This is a genomic window from Micromonospora sp. NPDC048898 (assembly GCF_043198035.1).
Taxonomy (GTDB): domain Bacteria; phylum Actinomycetota; class Actinomycetes; order Mycobacteriales; family Micromonosporaceae; genus Micromonospora.
In genome coordinates, this window is the sequence record NZ_JBICUF010000011.1 from 227,810 (window position 1) to 250,876 (window position 23,067).

Consider the following 23,067-nt stretch of genomic DNA (forward strand, 5'->3'; position numbering starts at 1 on the left):
GGCATGACGATTCTCGGATCCCGTAGCGGCAGCCAGATCCTGCGTACGTTCCTGCCCGACCAGACGGTCGACCTGCGGGGCGAGATCTATCGCGTCGTCGAGTGGTCGGCACCGAGCGCGATCCAGGTCGACACCGATCTCGTGCGCAGGCACCTGCTGCGCGAGGTGGGAGCGTGGATTGCGCACGACACCGACGGGGGCATGGGCGACGACCTGCTGCGCAACGCTGCCGTCGAGGTCGTCGAACTCGAAGAAGCCCGCGGCGTCACGGTCGAGCGGTATCCGCAGGTGTGGCTCTGTCGAGTCTGCAAGCGCATCGGCAAGTCCCTCGATCGGGCGTGTAGGTGTGGGCAGCGCAAGTGGGGCCAGCTGCACTTCGTCGGCATCCACGACTGCGGCGCGATCACCGAGCCTTGGATCAAGCGGTGTGAAGTGCACGACGACGTGGAGGTCGTCATCCCCAAGAGCGCGAAGGCAGCCGACATCACGTTCGTCTGCCCGGCCTGCGACAAGCTCACGATGCAAGGGCTCGGCTTCAACAAGCGATGCGCGTGTGGCGACGGTTCCGTGCGGTGGAACGTGCACAAGGCCCGGGCCGTGTACACACCACGGGGCATGGTGCTCATCAATCCACCGCGGCCGGAGCATCGGGAAGGTCTGAAACTTGCCGGCGGCGCCCGGAAGGCGCTGGTATGGCTGGCCGAGGGCCTGACCGCCGCCCGGCCCGCCGACGTCACAGCGAAGCAGACGAAGGAGGAGTTCCTCGCCAAGCTGATCGGCGACGGCATGGACCCGACGTTCGCCGCGACGATGGCGGACATGGCCGAGCAAGGAGGTCAGCTTGCGAAGCCCGGCGACCACCCGATCGACCAGTTGTCGGCGGATCGGAGAGCAGAAGCCGAGCGGGAGGCTGTTGACGTCGCCATGGCGCTAGCGGAAAGCCGGACGCCGACCACGGCTCTGCGCAGCAGCACGCCGGGCGACGCGCTCGACGTGCGCTACCGGACCAGCTACCCGGGAGCCTTGGCCCGTGCGGGGATCGACGGCCTGGACCTCGTCGACCGGTTCCCGGTGCTGAGCGCGATGTACGGCTACACGCGGGGTGACGACGATCCGGCGAAGTGCCGGCTGGTGCCGTTCCGACGCAAGCGGGGCGGCTACCGGTTGTACGGCAACCTGGCCGAGACCGAGGCGTTCCTGGTGCGTCTCGATCCGGCGCGCGTCGCGACGTGGTTGTCGTCCAGAGGACACCGCCTCGCTTCCTGGACCCCTGGAAATGGCGACCCGGTTGCAGCGCGAGTTGCGGTCCTGCAGTCGGCCGTGGTGCCGTCCAAGCGTGACGACCCGTCGGTCGGATCGGTAGGCACCGACCTGCTCAAGCTTGTGCACACGTACGCACACAGGTTCATCCGACAGGCTGCGGTGTTCTCGGGCATCGAACGGGACGCATTGAGCGAGTATCTCGTTCCCGCCCACCTCGGGTTCTTCGTGTACGCCGCCGCCCGTGGCGACTTCGTCCTCGGTGGCATGCAGGCGGTCTTCGAATCGAACCTCGACGACTTGCTCGGCGCGTTCGTCGACGCGGAGCACCGCTGCCCGCTGGACCCGGGGTGCAACCGGGGGAGCGGAGCGTGCAGCGCGTGCGTGCACCTGGGCGAGCCGTCGTGCCGGTTCTTCAACCGGTTTCTCGACCGCAGTGTGCTGTTCGGCACGGACGGCTACCTGCGGCCGCCGGTCAACCGATAGCGGGCGGCACCCGACGCCGCCACTCGGCCTCGACCCGGTCGGCGGCGGCATCGGGCGCCTCGTGTTCCCATACGTGCAGGACGGTCCAGCCCAGGTCGGCGAGAGCGGCGTCCTTGGCGCGGTCGCGGGCGACGTTGCGGTCGAGCTTGTCCTGCCACCACTCCCGGTTGTTGCGGGGAAGGGTGCCGTGCTCGGGACAGCGATGCCAGAAGCAGCCGTCGACGAAGACTGCGATCTTCGCCCGGGTGAAAGCCAGGTCCGGGCGGCCCGGCAGCCCGGGATGGTTGACCCGGAATCGCAGTCCCCGGCTGTGCAGTACGCGCCGGAGAGCCAGCTCGGGTTTCGTGGATGATCGGGGCATCCTCCGGAACCGGGCCGAGGTCTCGGCGTCGAGCGGTGCTGGCAGGGTGGACTTTCGGTCCATGTCACCAACCTATCCGGGGACTTCACCAAAGATCATCCAAAGCTAGGCTCAGCCGGGAAGCCACCTAACTAGTAGTGACGGTTCGAAGACGGAGAATGCACCTGTGACGGCAACGAAGGGCGACGTCCGTGGAATACTCGCGCCGGGATCGGTCGTGGTGGTCCGAGACGAAGAATGGCTCGTCCGCGCCACCGAGGAGACCGCTGACGGCACCCTGGTGCACGTCCAAGGCCTCAGCGAGCTGGTCCGCGATACGAACGGCTCGTTCTACGAGCAGCTCGACGACGTGACGCCGCTGGAGCCGACGCAGGCTCAGGTGGTGGCCGACGGCAGCCCGCGCTACCGCACCGCCCGACTGTGGCTCGAATCGACCGTCCGCAAGACCGCCGTACCCGTGGGGGAGCGTTCGCTGTCGGTGGCTGCTGGCGGGCTCGCCGACGCGTTGAGCTATCAGCAGTCGGCAGCACGCAAGGCACTGGACCCGGAGAACCTGCGACCGCGGATCCTGCTCGCCGACGCGGTTGGCCTCGGCAAGACCCTCGAGATCGGCATGATCCTTTCCGAGCTGGTGCGTCGCGGACGCGGCGACCGGATCCTCGTGGTGACGCCTCGGCACGTGCTGGAGCAGATGCAGCACGAGCTGTGGACCCGGTTCGCCTTGCCTTTCGTCCGGCTGGACTCGGCTGGCATCCAGCGGGTACGCCAGAAGCTACCCGCGACGCGCAACCCGTTCACCTACTACAAGCGGGCGATCATCTCGATCGACACGCTCAAGTCCGACCGGTACTTCGCGAGCCTGCGCAAGCAACGCTGGGACGCCGTCGTCATCGACGAGTCGCACAACCTCTCCAACGTCTCCACGCTGAACAACCGGCTGGCCCGTCTGCTGGCGCGCAACTCGGAAGCGCTGATCCTCGCCTCGGCGACCCCGCACAACGGCCGAGCGGAATCCTTCGCGGAGCTGGTCCGGCTGTTGGACCCGTCGGCCGTCCCCGCCGATGGCACTCTCGATCCGGAAGAGGTACGGCGACTGGTCGTGCGGCGGCACCGGCACAGCCCGGAGGTCGCGCGCGTCGTCGGCGCCGACTGGGCGGAGCGGCAGGAGCCGAACAACGTACTGGTGCCCGCCACCCCCGAGGAAGACGCCGTTGCCCGCGAACTGGAGGAAACGTGGCTGTGGCCCGGCCGGGGCGGTAGCCCGTACTCGGGACAGAACCCGTCGCTGTTCCCATGGACGCTCGCCAAGGCGTTCCTGTCCTCGCCAGCGGCGCTCAAGGAGACCATCGAAGGGCGACTGGGCCGGCTCGGCGACGATGGCCGGGCTGACGTCGAGCGGCGCGCTCTCGAACGGCTGGCCGCGCTCAACGAGAAGACGCTGCGACGGCCATCGGCGAAGTACCGCCAGCTCGTCGAGCACCTCAAGGAGATGCGTGTCGGTCGCGGATCGCCCGTGCGGGCGGTGGTCTTCGCCGAGCGGCTGGAGACCCTGCGCTGGCTGCACCGGAACCTACCCAAGGACCTCGGTCTGCCTGCCGAGGCTGTCGAGATGATGCACGGTGGGCTGGCCGACGACGAGCAGCAGCGCATAGTGGAGGCGTTCAAGCAGGAGCAGGCACGAGTGCGTGTACTCGTCACCGGCGACGTGGCCTCCGAGGGCGTCAACCTACACGCGCAGTGCCACGAGTTGGTCCACTACGACATCCCCTGGAGCCTGATCCGTATCGAGCAGCGCAACGGCCGCATCGATCGGTACGGGCAGAAGCACCCGCCCCGGGTGACGGCCCTGCTGCTCGACCCGTCGTCTGACCGGTTTGCCGGAGACGTAAGGATCCTCGCGAAACTGGTGGAGAAGGAGGACGAGGCGCACGCCGCACTGGGTGACGTCGCCTCGCTGATGGGCCGCTACGACGTCAAGGGCGAGGAGGACGAGATCCGCGCCGTCCTCGCCGGCAGAAAGGACCTCGACGACGTCGTACGCCCTATTGCCGCCGTAGCTGCCGGCAACGACCTGTCCGCTCTGTTCGCGCAGCTTTTCGACGCACCCATGAGCTCCGGCGCCGAGGAGCCGACCGGCGGTCGCACCGACCAGGCGACCGACCTCGGGTCGGGCCTCTACGGCGACGACGTCTCTTACCTCGAGGACGCGCTCCGCGAGGCGTTCATCGACCCCACGGCACCGCCGGCCCGCGGAGGCGTCGCCTGGCGCCGTGACGCCGCGTTCGGCACCGTCGAGTTGACCCCGCCGCGGGACCTCGTACAGCGCCTCGAGGTGCTACCGCAGACCTACCTCGCCGACCGCAGGGTCACCGAGCGGCTGGTGCTCGCTACGACCCTGGCACGCGGCAAGGACCGGCTCGCGGCGGCGCTACGCGACGACAGCGACTCGACCTGGCCGGACGCCCACTACCTGGGCCCGCTACACCCCGTCCTGGAATGGGCGGCGGACCGGGCGCTGGCTGCCCTGGGCCGCAACGAGGTGTTCGCCGTCCGCGGCGCCGTCGACGCCCCGACGGTGCTGCTGCTCGGCACGCTGACCAACCGACGCGGACAGGTCGTGTCAGCCGCCTGGCTGACGGCGGAGTTCCCGGCGCCGGACGACCCATCGTTCGCGCTGATCACTCCGCACGACTCGGCACGGGAAGCGCTCCACGCCCTCGGCTGGGACGTCACTCGCAACAACCCCAGGCCGGTTACGGACATCGACGTGCTGCAACGACTTGTGGCCCCGGCAGTCCACGAGGCCGAGAAGCATCTACTCACCGTGTTCGAGGCGGCGGCGCAGGACGTGGCGCGACGGGTCGAGGAGTGGTCCAGACGGCTGGACCGCTGGGACAAGGAGGCAGAGGCGCTGATCCAGCGCAACGACGTCAAGCAACGCAGGACGAGTGTGGAACAGGAACGAGCGTTGGTGCGGGCGATGGCACCCGACCGACAGCTCGTACGGCCGCTGCTGGTGGTTGTGCCGGACACGGAGGGTGGCAAACGGTGAGCGGGACGGACGCGATCCTCGTGGGCGAGGGTTGGATCTCGGAGCACTACTTCACCACCGAGGCCAAGGGCGAGTCGTTCCGTTCGGAGGTCAAGAAGCGCCGCGACGCGTGGGACGCCGAGGCTAAGGAAGGTCGCAAGACGCCACGGTCGCGGTTCGCAGAGGCCCGACAAGGGCTCGAAGCCGACCTCGCGACGCTGGCCGAACTCCTCGATCCAGCAGCCGGTGCCGACCGGCGCGACGGACTTACCCCCGAGGATGCGGCTGTAGCGGTCCACGAGCGGCTACTCGACGTGCTCGAGTTGACTGGCCGCGGCCTCGTCCTCAATCGGCAGGGTCCGCTGCTGCGGGTTTCGTCCCCGGGCGTCATCGACCGGGCGCCGTTGGTCGTCGTGTCCGCGCGGCCGGTCGCCGCCGTCGAGGAGTTGCTGGCCCGTGACGCCGTGACGCTGCGCGAGCCGGTCCAGCTCGCCGACGACGCCGACGAGGTGAAGTCCGCCGCGCGGCTGGTCTCGGCGCTGTTCGTCGCCGACGACGCCCCCGACCTCGTCCTCGTGCTCGCCGGACGCTGGGCGCTGCTCGCCGAGCGGGAGCGCTGGGCCGAGGGACGGTACCTCGCCGTCGACGTGCAGCTCGTCTGCGAACGCAACGACACCAAGAAGGGCGGGGAGATCGACCGAGCCCTGACCTGCCTGGCTGCGCAGTCGATCGCCCCCGACGCGGACGGGAAGCTGTGGTGGCACGACGTTCTTGCGGGCTCCGTCAAGCACACCGTCGGCGTCTCGAAGGACCTGCGGGACGGCGTCCGCCTGTCCATCGAGATCATCGCCAACGAGGTCGTCGCCCGCCGCGGCGAACACGGTCTCGACCCGTTGCCGGCGAGTGAAGCCCAGCCGCTGGCGAAGCAGTCGCTGCGTTTCCTCTACCGCATCCTGTTCCTCCTCTACGCGGAGGCGTCGCCCGAGCTGGGCGTGCTGCCCGTTGGTGCCCGCGAGTACGACCAGGGATACAGCCTCGACCGCCTGCGGGAGCTGGTGCAGGTGGAGCTGGCCACGCCGCGCGCCCGCTCCGGCACCCACCTGTACGACTCCCTCGGCGTGCTGTTCCGGCTCGTCGACTCGGGCCACACTCCCATCAGCGGCGGAGACGAGGAGCAGGGGTCGGCGTTTGCGGAGGGGCTGACCTTCAACCCGTTGCGCGCCGACCTGTTCCGCCCAGAGGCGACCGCACACATCGACGCCGTGAGCCTGGGCAACGCCGCCGTCCAACAGGTGCTCACCCACCTGCTCCTGAGCAAGGAATCGAGGGGCAAGGACCGGGGCTTCATCTCGTACGCGGAGTTGGGCATCAACCAGCTCGGCGCGGTGTATGAGGGCCTCATGTCGTACACCGGTTTCTTCGCTGAGACCGACCTGTTCGAGGTTGCCAAGAACGGCGAACCCTCCAAGGGATCCTGGGTAGTTCCCGTCGAACGGGCGGAGGGGATCGCGCCCGGCGACTTCGTCAGGGCCGTCGACTCGCTGACCGGTGAGCAGAAGCCGGTGCTGCACCGACGGGGGTCGTTCGTCTTCCGCCTCGCGGGGCGCGAGCGGCAGCAGTCAGCGTCGTACTACACCCCGGAAGTACTCACCCGCTTCACCGTCGCACAGGCCCTCGAGGAGCTGCTCGACCAGGACGGGCGGACGACGAGCGCCGCCGAGATCCTCCAACTGACCGTCTGCGAACCGGCGCTCGGCTCGGGGGCTTTCGCCATCGAGGCGGTGCGACAGCTCGCCGAGCAGTACCTCAAACGCCGCCAGGCCGAACTGGGCGTGCGGATCGACCCCGAGGACTATCCGCGCCGTCTCCAAGAGGTCAAGGCATACCTGGCGCTGCACAACGTGTATGGCGTGGACCTCAACGCCACCGCTGTCGAGCTGGCTGAGATCTCTCTATGGCTCGACACCATGGTCGAGGGCCTGTCAGCCCCGTGGTTCGGCCTACACCTGCAGCGGGGCAACTCCCTCGTCGGCGCTCGCCGGGCGGTGTACCGGCGTAGCCAGGTCAGCGACAAATCCTGGCTGGGGGCGGTGCCACGTGACGTGCCGCTGACCTCGCTGGAGGCGGACATCACCGGCGGATGCGTCGCCGACGAGGGCATCCACCATTTCTTGCTGCCCGCCGACGGGTGGGGTGCGGCCGCCGCTGCCAAGGAGACCGCCGCACTCGCACCCGAAGCAGCGAAGCGCCTCAAGGCCTGGCGCAGCAACGTCAAGTCGAAGCCGACGCAGCAGCAGGTCAACGTGCTCGTCGAGCTGGCGCACCGGGTCGAGGTGCTGTGGCAGGTCGCGTACCGACGGCTGCGCATCGCGGAGCAGGAGGTCCGCCGTGCGATTCCCGTGTGGGGGGCCAGCGACATGCCCTCCGGCGGTGCTGTGCAGCGCGAACAGATCGAGGCCGCGCTCGCCGATCAGGACGGTGCCTACCAGCGGCTGCGCCGTGTCCTGGACGCCTGGACCGCTTTGTGGTTCTGGCCCCTCACCGACGAGGCCAGCGCGGTGGCTGGAGTACGGGTTGAGCCGCCCACCCTTGCGCAGTGGATCGCAGGGTTGCAGGCGCTGCTCGGTCGCAGTCCCGAGCTACGCAAGGCGTCGCTACCGCGTGAGACGCTGACTGCGGGAGCGAGCTGGGACGAGCTGAACGATGCCGAGAAGCTCGACATCGGCTTCGCGAACGCGCGGCCCGTGGCAGATGTGCTGCGGGAGTATCCGTGGCTTGTGGTGTGCGAACGAGTCGCGGAGCAACAGGGTTTTTTCCACTGGCACCTGGATTTCGCGCCGGTGTTCACGCGTGGTGGTTTCGACTTGCAGGTGGGTAACCCGCCCTGGGTTCGGCCGGAGACCAATGTCAATGCATTGCTCGCCGAGGGTGACCCGTGGTGGCAGCTCGCGGTCAAGCCAGCCGAGCGTCAAAAGACGGCGCGGCGCGAGGTGACGCTAGCATTACCGGGAATCTTGGACCTGGCAGTCAACGGCACGACCGATGTTGTGGCAACCTCAGCGTTCGTCGGTGCGACTCCGCAGTATCCGCTCCTCGCTGGCCTGCGGCCCGATCTGTACCGCTGCTTTATGGAGCAGACCTGGCGTCATGCCAGCCCGCGCGGCATGATCGGGCTCATCCACCTTGACACACATTTCACGGACGACAATGCAAGTGGGTTCCGGGCAACCACCTACCTGCGACTGCGGCGGCATTGGGAGTTTGTCAACGAACTCAAGTTGTTCGAAATTCAGCATCAGAAGCACTTCAGCGTCAACATCTACGGGGTCCCCATGGTCGAGCCCGCTTTTCGCCACGCGGTCTCCCTTTACCACCCCGACGTAGTGTTGCGGTCATTAGACCACGATGGTTCGGGGGACGAGCCGGGTCTTAAGGACCCGGACGGCCGTTGGGATCTTCGCGCCCACCGTAACCGGACGGCCGTTGTCACCGACGAGACGCTCCGGACGTGGCACGCGATCGCCGAGTCCCCGGAGGTGCCACTGCGTCAAACCCGCATGGCCTACACCGTTAACCACGCTGCGGCAGCGGTACTCGAGAAAATCGCTGGGACGCGTCGTATTGGGGAGTTGGGTCTTCGGTCTTCCACTGGTTGGAACGAGACGATCGATCGTAGGAAAGGCTATTTCGAAAAGGATTGGGGAGCACCGACGTCATGGGACGACGTCATCTTGCAGGGCTCGCATCTGTCCGTCGCCACACCCATCTACAAGGTTCCGAACGCAACCCTGAAGAATAAGGACGACTGGTCAATGGTTGACCTGGAGGCGATGGTGCCTGATGTCGTCCCAGTCACGATGTACAAGCCGGCGGGCGATCGGCACAGCTACGACTTTGACTACACGCATTGGGGTGATGCCGACGAACGTCGTCCGGCGCGCGCTTCCTATCGCGTGGCTTGGCGCACCATGGCTGCCAACACCGGTGAACGGACGCTCATGCCGGCTCTGATTCCACCGGGGACCGCGCACGTCGATGCGGTGTTCGCCTTCGGCCAGGCGGACGGAGATCCGTCCGATCTTCCTATCGTGCAGGCGATGCTGAGCTCGCTCGTTGCGGACTTCGTGGTCCGTTGCGTGCCCAAGAGCGCAATACGCGCCGCCTCGATTAACCGGCTGCCCTGGGCTATTCCGCCGCAGGGGATTCGTGACGCACTGGTCCTGCGAGCGCTACGGCTCACATGTCTAACGAAGGCTTACGCCAACCTGTGGCGTGCCTGCCATACTGACGCCTTCGGTTCTGATTGCTGGACGGGTGGCTTGGACCACAACAGGCGCCGACCCCTCGGAGCGATCGGCGCAGAATGGACCGCCGATACCTCGCTTCGCATCGCCGTTGACCGCCGTCAAGCCCTAGTGGAGGTTGACGCACTCGTCGCGCTCGCTCTCGGGCTGACGGCCGACGAGCTGTGCACGATCTACCGCACGCAGTTCCCCGTTCTTTACGGATACGACCGCGACGAGTACACCTACGACGTCAACGGGCGGCTCGTACCCAACTCCGTGTTGAGCGTGTGGCGGAAGAAGGGTGACCGGGTCACGCAGGAGGAGCGCACGGCGACCAACCAGGCAGGTAACACCTACACGTACGAGCTGCCGTTCGTGACGTTGGACCGGGAGGCGGACATGCGACAGGCGTACGCCCACTTCGAGCGGCTGTTGAAGGAGCGTTCGTGAGCGAACTGCTCCCCACGCTCCAAGCGGACGGCATCCGGCACAGTCTCGTCGACTACCTGACGACCACGTTTGGGCTGACGGACGGAGACGTCCGCGATGGGCTGGATCGATTCCTGTCGGATTCGACGTCGGGCATGTTCAAGGGCCCGTACGTGCGGCTGCGGCTGCCGTTCCGCCCCGCCGACGAGGGTTGGCGGGAGTCATTCGAGTGGTACGAGGGCTTCCCGCCCTACGGTCATCAGGCGGCGGCCTTCGCGCGCCTGGCCTCGTCGGAGGGCGGGGAGCCGCGCCGACCGCTGCCGACGCTGGTTACGACGGGCACGGGCTCCGGCAAGACCGAGGCATTCCTGTATCCGATCATCGACCATGTCGTTCGCGCCCGCCGCGAGGGCGTGACGGGCACGAAGGCGCTCATCCTGTACCCGATGAACGCGCTCGCCAACGACCAGGCCGCGCGGCTGACGAAACTGCTGACCACGCACCCCGCGCTGGCGGGCGTGACCGCGGCCCTCTACACCGGGCAGACCGGTCCGACGCGCACCACGGTGACCGCAGACGGGTTGATCACCGACCGGGGGATCATCAGGGACACGGCCCCGGACATCGTGCTCACCAACTACAAGATGCTCGACCAGCTGTTGCTGCGTTTCGAGGACCAGGAGTTGTGGCGGCAGTCCGCGACGAGCCTGCGCTACCTCGTACTCGACGAGTTCCACACCTACGACGGCGCGCAGGGTACGGACGTGGCGATGCTGCTACGTCGTCTCGGTCTGGCGTTGAAGAGCCACTGGCGCGACGGCGACCCACGTGTCGACGACGCGGCCCGGGCTCGTCCGCTGGGGCTGGTAACGCCGGTGGCGACGTCGGCGACGCTCGGCGACAAGAGCGATCCGGCGGTGATGCTCGGCTTCGCGAATACGGTCTTCGGGGAGAGCTTCGACGCCGACGCGGTCGTCACCGAGACCCGGTGCGGCCTCGACGAGTGGACCGCCGACGCGGTAAAGACGGTCGAGGCGGACGGGTTCGCGCCAGTCGAGGTCGGGGCACTCGACGTGACGGCGGCGGTCGAGGCGATCGCAGGGCTGGGCCACGACCCGACGGGCGAGCAGGTCGCCCACACGGTTCTCGGTCTGCTGTACGGGGTCCATGCCGGCCGGTTCGCCGGCGCGGGCCCTGAACTGCTAGCGGCGCTGTGCCGCGCGCACCCGTTCGTCCGGGACCTCGCTCGGGAGTCGGAGCATGCGATCGCGCTCGACACGCTCGCGGGCCGGGTTCTTGGACATGCGGGCCTTGGTAGCGATCCCCGCGCCGCGACCCTGCTGTCCTACGTCCTGGCGATGCTCGGCCACGTGCGGGCGGTCGCTGGACGTGAGGCGTTGGCATTGGACGTCCACCTCTGGGTCCGCGAGCTGACGCGCATCGACCGTGCCGCCGCGGCGACGGCGCGGTTCCGGTGGGGCGACGACGGCCCTCCGGTCGCGGGTGGCGACGCCGAGGACGTGCGGCCGTCGTTCCCGGCGATCTACTGCCGGCACTGCGGCCGCTCTGGCTGGGGCGTGGGTCTCGCACCCGTCGGCAACAGCCTCGCCGTTGACGACGACGGGATCCGCCGCGACCACGCAATTAAGGAGGGCCGGTTCCGGCCGCTGCTGTATGCGCCTGCCGAGGCTGCAGCCCGTATCGAGGATCGCGAGCGCGTCGAGGGACTGGTGTGGTTCTCGGTCCGCAACCGCGAACTGCTCGCCGACGTGGCTGAGGATGACCCGGACCTGCGCGACGGCTGGGTCCTGCCGGTGCTCACCAACGTTGGTGTCGACGCGGACGAGCAGGGGCGGAAGGACACGTGCCCGTCGTGCGGGCAGGAGGACGGGATCCGGTTCCTCGGCAGCGCGGTCGCCACGCTGCTGTCGGTGTCGCTGTCGACGCTGTTCGGGTCTCCGACGCTCGACGCCCGGGAGAAGAAGGCACTGGTCTTCACCGACTCCGTGCAGGACGCCGCGCACCGGGCGGGGTTCGTGCAGGCCCGGTCGCACACGCTCACCCTGCGGTCCGCGCTGCGTGACGCAGTTGCCGACGGCGCGTTGGCGCTCGACGCGCTCGTCGACGAGGTGGTGCGGCAGGCAGGCGACGACCCGTTCACGCGGTACCGCATCCTCGCCCCCGACTGCGCCGACCGGGAGTCCTTCGCGGAGTTCTGGCGGGCGAAGACCTTGCGGTCGGTGCCCGCCTCGGTGCGGTCGCGGGTGCGCAAGCGGCTCGCGCTCGACGCGGCGCTGGAGTTCGGGCTCAACTCGCGTACCGGTCGTACCCTCGAACTCACGGGCTCGGTGGCCGTCGAGGTCGAAGCGGGTCTGCCCGCACGGATGGCCAGCGTGGCGCGTGCCGCCCTGCAAAGTGCCTCATGGCAGGGGACGCTCGGCTCGGCGGGGCCCGACGACGCGAGACTCGTGCAGTGGGTACGCGGCGTGCTGGACCGGCTGCGCGCCCAGGGCGCGATCGACCACCCGTGGTTCGACCGGTACCGCGTCGAGGACGGCCGCCGGTGGTCGATCTGGGGTGGGCGGCCCCGAGGCGAGGGCATGCCCGCGTTCCCTCGGGACCGGCCCGCGCCCGCGTACCCGAAGGTCGGCGGCTCGGCTGAGCCGAATCGCGACGGCGGCCTGGACCGGGTGACCTCCGCACAGTCGTGGTATGCCCGCTGGACCTCGCGGGTGCTCGACGTCTCACCGCTCGACGGCGGACGCCTCGCGCGGCTGCTGCTCGACCGGCTCGCCCGCGACGGCGTGCTCTCGACGACGACCAGCGGGGCCGGCGCGACCGTGTACGCGATTCCCGCCGCCGGGATCGTCGTCGTGCCCACCGAGGAGGACGACCTCGAGGCGGGTCGCCACCTGCTGGTCTGCGACACGTGCCGGGCCACCACACCGGGCACGACGTCGGCCGTCGCGCAGCTCACCGGCGCGCCGTGCCTGCACGTACGCTGCCGCGGCCACCTCCTGCCCGAGGCGCTGGCCGACAACTTCTACCGGCGCCTGTACGCCTCGCCCGACATGCGCCGGGTCGTCGCCCGCGAACACACCAGCCTCCTCGACGACGAGACGCGCCTGGCGTACGAGGACGGCTTCCGCGATGCGGCCACCAGCCCGCAGGCGCCGAACGTCCTCGTCGCCACCCCCACCCTGGAGATGGGCATCGACATCGGTGACCTGTCGGCGGTGTTCCTCGCGTCGCTGCCGCGCACCGTCGCGTCATACCTGCAGAGGGTCGGCCGCGCCGGCCGCCTCACCGGTAACGCGCTCAACCTGGCCTTCGTCACCGGACGCGGCGAGCACCTGCCCAAGCTGGGCGACCCGCTGTCGGTCGTCGACGGTGAGGTCCGGCCCCCAGCGACGTACCTGGCCGCCGAGGAGATCCTGCGCCGACAGTACGCCGCGTACCTCGTGGACGGCTTCGCCCGCGACACCGGACGCCGCCACCCGAGGACGGCAGTCGGAGCCATCGGATCCAGCGCACCGGGCACCTTCCTCGGCGACCTCGTGGTCCACGCCGAACAGGACGCCGACGAGCGCCTGCCTCAGTTCGTCGCCACCTTCGACGAACTGCCCGCTGAGGTCGTGACCGGGCTTCGTGATTGGCTACGCCCCGCCGGAGGACCGAGGACCAGCGGCTTCGCCGCCCACGTGCACGCCGCCAGCCGCCGCTGGCAGGACACCGTCGAAACGTTGAAGCATCGGCAAGCAAGGATCGCCGCCATCCTCCCTGACCTCGAGGCGCGCGTCACGTCACCGGCGGCGACCGACGACGACCGGCAGGCGCTGCGCTCCGCGCAGGCCACTCGCAAGCTGACCGCCAGCCAGCTCGCCCACCTGCGCAGCACGTACTGGATCAGCGTCCTCGAGGAGTACGGGCTGCTGCCCAACTACACCCTGTTGGACGACACCGTCACCCTCGATGTCGGCCTGTCCTGGACCGACCCCGACACCGGGGCCTACGAGTACGGCAGTGCACGGTTCGAGCGTGGCTCCGCGCAGGCGCTGCGTGAGTTCGCGCCGGGTGCGACGTTCTACGCACGTGGCTGGGAGATCGAGATCGACGCGATCGACCTGGGTCTGGACGGCGCGTCGGTCCGTACATGGGCGTTGTGCCCCGCCTGCGGATTTGCCGTGGACGTCGTGGAGTCTGGCCGCGAAGTCCCCGTAGCGTCATGCCCGCGCTGCGGCAGCACCGGCATCGACGACACCGGCCAGCGTCTCGACGTGGTCGAACTGACCCGTGTCTCCGCCGAGGTGCGCCGCGACGAGGTGGCGATCTCCGACCGCAAGGACGAGCGTGGCCACGTCGCCTTCCAGGTCGTCGCCGCCGCCGATGTCGACCCCGCCGCCGTCGCCCGCCGGTGGTTCGTCGAGGGCACCGGCCTCGGATGCACGTACCTGCGCGTGGTCGACCTGCGGTGGATCAACATGGGCCCGCCCGGGCACGGCACGACACGCACCATCTCCGGCGCCGAACGCCAAGGCACCCTGTTCCGGGTCTGTTCCGGCTGCGGAAAGAAGGACACCGACACGGGACGCAACCGGCCACACGAGCACCGGCCATGGTGTCCCCACCGGACCGCCGCCACCGAGGTGACGAGCACAATCGCCTTGTCCCGGACGCTGCGTACCCAGGGTCTCCTGATCCGGCTGCCCCGCGCGGTGAGCCTCGGCGACGACTTCGCCGTGCCCAGTCTCTCCGCGGCCCTGCTGCTCGGCCTACGCGAGCAGATGGGCGGCCACCCGGACCACATCCGCGTCGAACACGTAATCGACCCGACATTGTCCGACGGGACGGACAACCACGACGCCATCCTGCTCCACGACGCCGTACCCGGCGGCACCGGCTACCTCGCCGAGACCGCCACTCCCGAACGCCTGCGCGAGCTGCTGATCCTCGCGTGGGACCGGGTACGCGACTGCGATTGCCGCCACGAGGAACGCCTCGCCTGCCACCGGTGCCTGCTACCGTTCACCGCCCCCGGCGCGATTCGACGGGTCTCGCGGGCGTCAGCCGACCGGCACCTGCGCGCACTCCTCGGGCTGCCCCTCGAAGCCGAGACCGCCGAAGGGACGACCTGGACCGTGACCGAGGTGCCACCCCACGAGGAACCCGAGTCGCACCTGGAACGGGCCTTCCACCGGCTGTTCGTCGGCCGCCTACGCAGAAGCGGGGCTGCCGTCACCGAGGCACCCGGCCCGACCGGCAACGCCGTGCGCTTCACCCTGCCTGGCGCGCACCGGCAGTGGACGCTCACCCCGCAGGCCAACGTCGGGGACTCCCGGCCCGACTTCCTGCTCGAGACCAACGACATGAACGTTCCTGCCGTCGCGATCTTCACCGATGGTCGGGCCTACCACGCGACCGCAGCCGTCAACCGGCTCGCCGACGACGCCCGCAAGCGCACGAACCTGCGCGACGCTGGCCTCGTCGTTCTCGGAATCACCATCCACGACGTCGCTGCGGCCGACGACGGCAATGTCACCGCGCCGCAGTGGTACAACCCCGACCTGGCCGGCAACCTGATGAACGTTCCGCAGTTCCAGGCCCCACCAGAGGCGTACAAGGACCTCGGTAGGGGTCCCGTGGACTGGCTCGTCGAGTGGGTGTCGAACCCCAGCCCAGAAGCGGTTCGCAGCGTCGCCCGGGCCGTGCCGATGTTCTTGTCGATCGGGGCACAGCCCGTCCGGGTGCCCGACACGGCGGGCCTCGACGAGGTCGCCCGCGCGGTCCTGCTCGACGAGCACCTGCCGGCGGGTACACGTCGCGTGCACCTGCACCGCACCGGCGCCCTCGCCGTAGTCGTGGAAATGGCCGGCAGTGGCGTCGTGCAGGTCGCCGCCGTGCTCGACGACCGCGACGGCGTACTCGACGACGCCCACGGCGACGCGTGGCGGGCGTGGCTTCGCCTGTCCAACGCGCTCGCGCTGCGCGACTGGCCGACGATCGTGACGACGACCAGCGTCGTCGGACCGTCGAGCGTCGCCCCGTCCGACGAGACTTCCGGCCACGGCCGCCCCGTGGGTGCGTGGGCCGACGTCTACGACGCCGCCACACCCGGCGACGAGCGAAAGCTCGTCGCGGCCCTCGCCGCCCGCGATGGGCTCGCCCCGCCCGTGGTCGGTGCCGAAGGCCCCGACGGTATCCCGCTCGACCTGTCCTGGCCCGAACTGCAGGTGGTCGTCGCCTTCACCCACATGCCACCCCAGGACCGCGCGGACCTCACCGCCGCAGGTTGGCGGGTCGTCGACCCCTCGCCCGAGAGCGTCGCCGCCGCCCTGACCGACGCCACCCCCTACGAGCACGGAGAACGTTGATGCCGACGATCATCATGGGCAAGCTCGCCAGCAAGATCGACGGCTCCATCCGTGGCAAGGCGATGACGTTCCTGCAGAGGCTTGGCACCGACGACACCACGCCCGGCCTGCACGTCGAACCCATCCAGCACTGCGCCGACCCACGGGTACGCACCGGCCGGGTCGACGAGTTCTGGCGTGCGGTCATGTTCCGACTGGACGGCAACGGCGAAACCCACTACGTCATCCACGGCATCTGGCCGCACGACGACGCGATCGCCGTCGCCCAGCGCGTACGCCTGAAGGTCAACCCCATCAACGGCCTACCGCAGATCGACGAGATCACTACGTCGCCCGTGGCCCCGCCCGTCGCCCCACCACCGACCGTGGCACCGTCTGTCGCACCGCTGTTTGTCCGCCTCGGGCACGACCGGAACGACCTCGTCGACACGCTCGGCCTGCCCGACGACGTCGCCGACCAAGCCCTGGCCGCCGCCGACGAAGATGCCGTGCTCGATCTCGCCCAGCGCCACGAAGGCTGGCTCGGGACCATCCTCGTCGACCTCGCCGCCGGCGACACCGTCGAGGCGATCGTCGCCCGCATGCAACTCGAGAAGACCGACCCGACCGGCGACGCCGACGCCGACGTCCTGCAGTCCCTCAAGCGGCCTGCGGCCGCTCTCCAGTACGCGTTCATCGACGACCAGGACGAGCTGCGCCGTGTCATCGAGAACGGCGACTTCGGGGCGTGGCGGATCTTCCTGCACCCCGACCAGCGTCGTTACGTCGACCGCAGCTACAACGGCCCCTTCCGTCTCTCCGGTGGTGCGGGCACCGGAAAGACCGTCGTCCTCGTCCACCGCGCCCGCGCGCTCGCCCGGCGAGACTCCGACGCGCGGATCGTCCTGACCACGTTCACCACGAACCTCGCTGAGGCACTTGGCGACGGCCTTACCCAGCTCGACCCGCAAGTGCCCCAGACCAGGGCTCTCGGCCAGCCCGGCGTCCATGTGACCGGCGTGGACGCACTGGCTGCCGCCGTGCTTCGCGGCGCCGGAAGTGGTCTAGCCTCCGCGATCCGTGACGTCCTCGGTGAGCAGCGGTCCGCGCCGCTGGCCCGCACATCCGGCACGCGCTGGCGGGAGATCATCGAGTCGACTGGAACCACCCTGCCGAACGAACTCGCCAACGAGACGTTCCTCGCCACCGAGTACGCGCACGTCGTGCTGCCCCACAAGGTCCACGACGAGGCCGCCTACCTGCGGGTACGCCGCCCCGGACGCGGCGTCGCCCTCGACCGCGCGAGGCGCTCCGCCGTCTGGGCGCTGATAGCCGCGTATCGTGCGCAGAGCCGCATAGACGGCAGCCTCGACTTCACCGAGGCCGCCGCCGTCGCAGCCGCTTACCTGGTGACGCAGACCGACCGGCCCGCGGACCACGTGCTCGTCGACGAAGGCCAGGACCTGTCACCTACCCAATGGCAACTCCTGCGTGCCCTCGTCGACGAACACCCTGACGATCTGTTCATCGCCGAGGACTCACACCAGCGGATCTACGGCACACGCGCCGTACTCGGGCGCTACGGCGTCGCCATCGTTGGCCGCTCCCAGCGCCTCACCCTCAACTACCGCACCACCGCGCAGAACCTCCACTTCGCAATGGGCATCCTCGACGGCGGCGAGTACGTCGACCTCGAGGAGGAACCCGACGAAACCGGCTACCGCTCCGCCCGCACCGGTCCTGCCCCCACCGTCGAGTTCGTCGAATCCCTCGCTGGCGAACTCCAGGCCGTCGTCCGCCACGTCCGTGCCTGGCTCGATGATGGAGTAGCCCTCGACACTGTCGCGGTCCTCGTTCAGGACAGGTTCCACCGCGACCGCGTAGCTACCGCCCTCACCGAACACGGCATCGACGCTCGCGCCGTCGATCGCGACCGACCCCCGGTTGGACGCGTGCCGGTCCTCACCATGCACCGTGCGAAGGGTACGGAGTTCTCCAAGGTCGTCCTCGTGATCGGCAAGCCGTCGCCCGCCGAACTGGCCCGCCTCGCATCGCTGGACCCATCCGAACGTTCGGACGCGGAACTGCGGGCCAGGTCGTTGAGGTACGTGGCGGCGACCCGGGCACGGGACGAACTGGTGGTGGTGAGCCGGAAGTGACGGGCTACTTCGCGGGTGCGCCCGCCCGCCGAGCTGCTGGCCGCGAGCCAAAGGAGGCAGATGACACGCCGAGGGCGACGGAGCTGGTCCCGGTCTGCATCAGCCACGTTGGAGAGTCCGAGCTGAGCCAACAGGGTTCCGCGGCCCGACTCAGCGTCGAGCAGTTCGCGGAGATCCGATCAAGCTGGTCGTGGGCAAGTACTTGGAGCGCGTCATCGTCACTGCGGCTACCGCCGGGGCAGACAAAGGCGCACGTCGCAGAAACCCGCACCGAATTACGAGCCCAACAGGCTGGGAATGGTCTCGACCGCGCCGAAGACCGCACGCGGAACGGCGCGGGACCAGGGTTCGATTGCCTGCCGGTCCACCATATGCCATCGAGCCAGATGATCATGCCGCCCGTCTGGCAAAGATCTTTCTCTGAACATCAAGGTAACGGCGCAGGTCGACAACGCTATCGTCCTCGGAATCGGCCGCGTCTCCTAGAACCTCGTCCAGGTCTATGGAGTTCGCCTCGGCAAATTTTCGCGTGTAATCGCCTATGAGGTTGACCAGCGTTTTCCACTGCTTGACCGAGAGATCAACGGTGATAACCCCGTCGACGGAATAGACTTGCACCGCATCCAGGTCGGAAATGAGCTGGCTGACGACGCCGATGTCAAGTCGTCCTTCGCGAGCTGCTTCCAGGTAAGCGCGCAACGAGGCGTTGAAGTTCTTGAGGCAGTCGGGGACTACACGCTTGCGCTTCCTTGCGGCGATCAGCGCGGCGCCTCCAACGACTGCCACTCCCGCGGCGGTGACCCCGACGATGACCCACGGGTTTCGTAGCCCGCTTCTGAGACTCGCTACAGCCCGCTCTGCTTGGTTCTTTACCGGGCCGGCGACCTCATCCAGGTGCTTGAAGACTTGTCCCGTGGCGGCATCTCGAACCACGCTGCCGATGCGGAACAATTCTCCCGTGGCTATTCGAGTCTGGATCTCCGGCGGTATGTAAAGGTTGACCTGCTCGATCACCTGATCGATCACTGCTCGTCCTCCGCCGCAGACTCCTGGTTCCTGGCATCCAGGTCGGCTTGATTGTAGAGGTTCGTGATGGCTCAGTGGCTGTCTTGGCGTCCGGCGTACACCTGGTTGTTCAGGCGGCCAGCATCGATGAGTACTACGCCTGCCAGCCGGGGCCGATGTTCGAGAGGCACCTCGTCACCAACCTCAAAGTGCCGCCGCACGTCGTCCGGTGGGGTAGACCCTCCATATCTGTCGTGTGACTCCAGCGCAGCTTGACCTGCTGTGGCGAACAACCGTCTCACTGCCGTAGCCACGTTTGCTGTTCCGGATTGGCAGACGAGCTGGTACCAGGGCCAGGCATCAGACAGCACCTTATCCGAGCGTAGGGTGTGGCCAGCACGAACGTGCGTGAGCGCGGCGGTAACGGGCAGTAGAGCGCATCCCCACTGAGAATGATCTAGATGTCCGTGTGGGCATGCTCGGTTGTTTCCGACGGCAGGGAGACTTCCCGGCTGGCGGTCGCTGTAGAGGCAGTACAGCCCGGGGATGTTCTCCTTGCGGCAGGAATCTGCGAAGACTTCTATTTGTAGCCGACCTGGATGGCGAGCAGCTGCACGCTGGTCCAGCGCAAACCGATCGGAGTCCGGGCTCAGCCGCTTGGCCTGCATACGGAACCCGAAATAGCTGCGGTGATGGTGCACCCACCACTCCCAATCCGCGCCGGTGTCTGCTTCGTGATGGGAACCGAACCGTTCCACCCGGACCCGTCCGCGATGGGTGAGAGCGAGGTGCAACAGGAGGTTGTCGGTGAAGGTGGTCTCGCCCGGTACCAAGCGGACTGACCGACCGCGGTCGTACATTGTGGCGACGTTGTTGGCCAGCGCGCGGAACGTCGGGCAGAGAGTCGTATCTGCTACAGGCCCGGGGCCGGCGTGCGTACGCCGGTAATCCTCCAAGCCGTCGCTGGTCAGCGACCAAATTCCCCTACCAAACTTGTCCGGTGGATAGAGGGCGCCGTCGTCGACCAGCGCGCGACGCGCTACGGACATCTGGTTGCGCCATGCCAGCTCGCCGCCCCTGCTGGACAGCTGCGCGAGGTCTTCACTGGTGAAGCATGTGCTGTATAGCCTTTCGATCTCCTTCAAGACGACGGGCCGCGAGGCTTTGCCTCCAAGGTTTCCCAAGGCATGTACGAGCCACCTGCCGAGCTGGCGAGTGCCGGTCGCTGCCACTGAGGTCGCCTCCTTAACGCGCTATCGATCACGCTGCTTCAGCCCGTGTCGGCTGTCAACACCAGCCACGACGGGGGCGTTCTGCCGGCGGGGGTAGTACGGCCGAAGTTCAGGCGGCGTGGACATCAAGAAGTCCCTGGTCGAGACGCTCCAGGAGGTCGAAGAGCCCTGGATGCAGGGCAAGGTCGAGGCGTGGGCAGCGCCGAATTCACTGGCACTTTGCCGATGCAGTCGAAGCATTGCGTCCGACGTGGACGTCCGTAAGACTGGCGGGGGATGATCGTCATTCTGTGGTCGATAGATGACCGATCGTGATGATGGCGTGCGAGTGAGGTCTGTTCTGTGGGTGGCTTCACCTCCGGCGTGAGCGAGTGGCTCGGCCTGATCTCCGGGCTGCTGGCGGTGGTCGCCGCTGTCCTGGGGTTGCCGCCCCTGATCGTGCGTCTCCGCGAAGCTGGCAGGAACCGGTCCGGAAAGCCGAAGGTGCTGCTGCCGTCTCGTACCCAACTCGTCGACCGCGGCAATGAGGTGGCTCAGGCGTTGCAGCATCTCGACCGAGGCGAGTACCTGGTTTCCATCGAGGGCAGCATTGGTGTCGGCAAGAGCGCGCTGGCCACGGAGGTGGCGCATCGGCTTGCCGAGCGCCGGCCGGCGCGGAAGCCGGGCCACGGGTTCACGTCGCTGGTCTGGTTCGACGCTCATAACAGCGTGCTGAGTCTCGCGGACCTTGCCCGCACGCTTGGACTCGCCACCGGAAGTCCGGCACTGTCAGCGGCTCCCGCCGAGCACAAGGCTGAGGCGCTACGTGCACACCTGGCTGACCATCCGGCTGTCCTGGTTGTCGACAACCTGCGGCTGACCGCTGCCGATGCGCAGCATCTGATCGACTTCCTCAGGACCCTGCCGAGCGGCTCGCTGGCCATCGTTAGCGCCAACACTCCCGGTCGACTGCCGGCGCCGCGAGTGTTGCTGCAGGAGCTCCAGTTGCAGTACATGCAGGAGTTGCTGCTTCGGGAGGCCCGGCGCCGCAGTGTTCCGGAGATCGTCGGCGCTGATGCTGCCACGTTCGAGCGTATCCATCGGTTGCTGGGCGGTAATCCGAGGGCGATTGAGCTGTTCGTGCTGGCCTGTTCGCGAGACGGCCGGAGTCTTTCGGACCGGCTTGGTCAGCTTGAGAGCGGGTCGACGCAGTTGGCTGATGCGTTATTCAGTGTGGTGTGGCAGGAAGTGAACGAGATGGGGCGCAGCCTGCTGCGTGTGTGCGCTTACCTGGGCGGCAGCGCCGACGCTGAGCAGCTGCGAGTGGCGCTCGCGGTCCCGGCGGCCGACGTGGGCGCCCTCGTCGAGCGGCTGTGGTCCGATGGGCTGCTCTCGTCGCGCCAGCAGCACGGCGTGACGGTGTACACATGCTCGGCTGCGCTGCGGCTATTCGTGCTCAACCACACAGCGTCCGGCGAGACTGTGTCATTCGCGGGAAGGCTGGCGGAGCACTTCATCGCCCGCTTCAGCCAGGACTGGGAGGACGCCGCCGGCGCCGGCGCGCACATCGAGGCGATTCGGCTGCTCGTCCGCGACCTTCACCGGCATGAGGCGTACGAGCAGTGCGTGAAGCTGTTCGAGGTCACGCTCGACATCTTCTTCACGTTGGGTCTGTTCGACGACCGTATCGAACTCGGCTGGGTCGCGTACGAGGCAGCGACGGCGCTGGGGAACGATGAGCAGCGTTCGCTGGCCCTGTCGGTGATCTCATCTACGCACGCGGTGCGCGGTGAGGCTGAGGAGGCGGCTCGCACGGCCCAGCTGGGGCTCGGTATCGCCCGGGACGCCGGCTCGGCACGGGAGATCGCCCGACAGCTCCGGTGCGTCGGCTTCGCACTGTTCCGAGCCGGCCAAGCGGCCGAAGCCCTCGCCGTGGTCAAGAACCCTCAGGATGATGCCGAGGAGATCGCCCGGGCAGCTGGCGACCCGAACAACATGATCGACATACAGTCGCTGGTCGGAGCCGCCTACTGGCATCTGGGCGAGCTGGATTCGTGTGAGCAGACGGTGCGCCGGTTCCTGGAAGCCTGTGAGCAGTTGCCCTGGGAGCGGGGCAAGGCATACGCGATCAGGGATCTGGCGGAGGTGAGTCTGATGCGACGGGCGTTCGCGGACTCGGGTCTGCTGCTTCGTCAGGCGCGGCAGATCGCTGAGGAGTACCGCGACGTCCGTCAGCTGGTCCGCATCGACCTGACCGATGCTCGGCTGAACCTCTTCCGGGGGCGCCTGCTCAGAGCACACGGGCACGCGCGTAAGGCCGCTGTAGCCGCACGACAGCTGTCGTTGTCTGGCGAGCAGTCCGAAGCGGAGGCCACTTCGCGCTATGCGACCCGAGCGCTGTTCATGCCGTGGTTGTGGATGGCCGCGTACCGGCGTCCGAGAATCAGGTTCACCAGCCAGACGGTCGGCGGCGACTGATCGCGCGCCAC

9 protein-coding genes are annotated in these 23,067 nt (G+C 68.2%); 6 read left to right on the top strand and 3 right to left on the bottom strand.

From position 1 onward, the window contains the following. The first annotated feature begins 3 nt into the window (after positions 1-3). Entirely contained in the window at positions 4-1,746 is a 1,743-nt protein-coding gene (locus ACGFIQ_RS25840; RefSeq protein ID WP_393247760.1) for a hypothetical protein, read from the top strand. Here ACGFIQ_RS25840 and ACGFIQ_RS25845 read toward each other — a convergent pair. After that, a complete protein-coding gene (locus ACGFIQ_RS25845; RefSeq protein ID WP_358134715.1) occupies positions 1,736-2,170 on the bottom strand; it encodes a very short patch repair endonuclease in 435 nt (144 codons plus the stop codon). The genes ACGFIQ_RS25840 and ACGFIQ_RS25845 overlap by 11 nt on opposite strands. A 103-nt stretch (positions 2,171-2,273) precedes the next feature. Between ACGFIQ_RS25845 and ACGFIQ_RS25850 the strand changes: the two genes are divergently transcribed. Genes ACGFIQ_RS25850 through ACGFIQ_RS25865 form a run of 4 tightly spaced genes read left to right on the top strand, consistent with a single transcriptional unit; the run spans position 2,274 to position 18,362 of the window. Further along, positions 2,274-5,159 (top strand): helicase-related protein, encoded by a 2,886-nt coding sequence (locus ACGFIQ_RS25850; protein ID WP_393247763.1) that lies wholly within the window; start codon positions 2,274-2,276, stop codon positions 5,157-5,159. After that, the gene (locus ACGFIQ_RS25855; protein WP_393247765.1) at positions 5,156-9,874 is read left to right on the top strand and encodes a class I SAM-dependent DNA methyltransferase; all 4,719 of its coding nucleotides are present in this window, start codon (positions 5,156-5,158) and stop codon (positions 9,872-9,874) included. The genes ACGFIQ_RS25850 and ACGFIQ_RS25855 overlap by 4 nt, the downstream gene beginning before the upstream one ends. Beyond that, a complete protein-coding gene (locus ACGFIQ_RS25860) occupies positions 9,871-16,224 on the top strand; it encodes a DEAD/DEAH box helicase (RefSeq protein WP_393247766.1) in 6,354 nt (2,117 codons plus the stop codon). The genes ACGFIQ_RS25855 and ACGFIQ_RS25860 overlap by 4 nt, the downstream gene beginning before the upstream one ends. Beyond that, positions 16,224-18,362 (top strand): UvrD-helicase domain-containing protein, encoded by a 2,139-nt coding sequence (locus ACGFIQ_RS25865; protein ID WP_393247768.1) that lies wholly within the window; start codon positions 16,224-16,226, stop codon positions 18,360-18,362. The genes ACGFIQ_RS25860 and ACGFIQ_RS25865 overlap by 1 nt, the downstream gene beginning before the upstream one ends. 390 nt (positions 18,363-18,752) lie before the next feature. On the opposite strand, the gene ACGFIQ_RS25870 is transcribed toward ACGFIQ_RS25865, so the two are convergent. Both ACGFIQ_RS25870 and ACGFIQ_RS25875 read right to left on the bottom strand, forming a co-directional pair. Further along, entirely contained in the window at positions 18,753-19,388 is a 636-nt protein-coding gene (locus ACGFIQ_RS25870; protein ID WP_393247770.1) for a hypothetical protein, read from the bottom strand. A 71-nt stretch (positions 19,389-19,459) separates the two neighbouring features. Beyond that, positions 19,460-20,599, bottom strand: coding sequence for a DUF6615 family protein (locus ACGFIQ_RS25875; RefSeq protein ID WP_393247772.1), 1,140 nt, complete (start codon positions 20,597-20,599; stop codon positions 19,460-19,462). Between the two features lie 342 nt (positions 20,600-20,941). Between ACGFIQ_RS25875 and ACGFIQ_RS25880 the strand changes: the two genes are divergently transcribed. Next, positions 20,942-23,056 (top strand): AAA family ATPase, encoded by a 2,115-nt coding sequence (locus tag ACGFIQ_RS25880; protein WP_393247774.1) that lies wholly within the window; start codon positions 20,942-20,944, stop codon positions 23,054-23,056. Positions 23,057-23,067: the final 11 nt, after the last annotated feature.

Bases quoted from the DNA above. Each gene is read 5' to 3' on its own strand.
- ACGFIQ_RS25840 (WP_393247760.1), top strand. From the start codon at position 4: ATGACGATTCTCGGATCCCGTAGCGGCAGCCAGATCCTGCGTACGTTC.
- ACGFIQ_RS25845 (WP_358134715.1), bottom strand. From the start codon at position 2,170: ATGGACCGAAAGTCCACCCTGCCAGCACCGCTCGACGCCGAGACCTCG.
- ACGFIQ_RS25865 (WP_393247768.1), top strand. From the start codon at position 16,224: ATGCCGACGATCATCATGGGCAAGCTCGCCAGCAAGATCGACGGCTCC.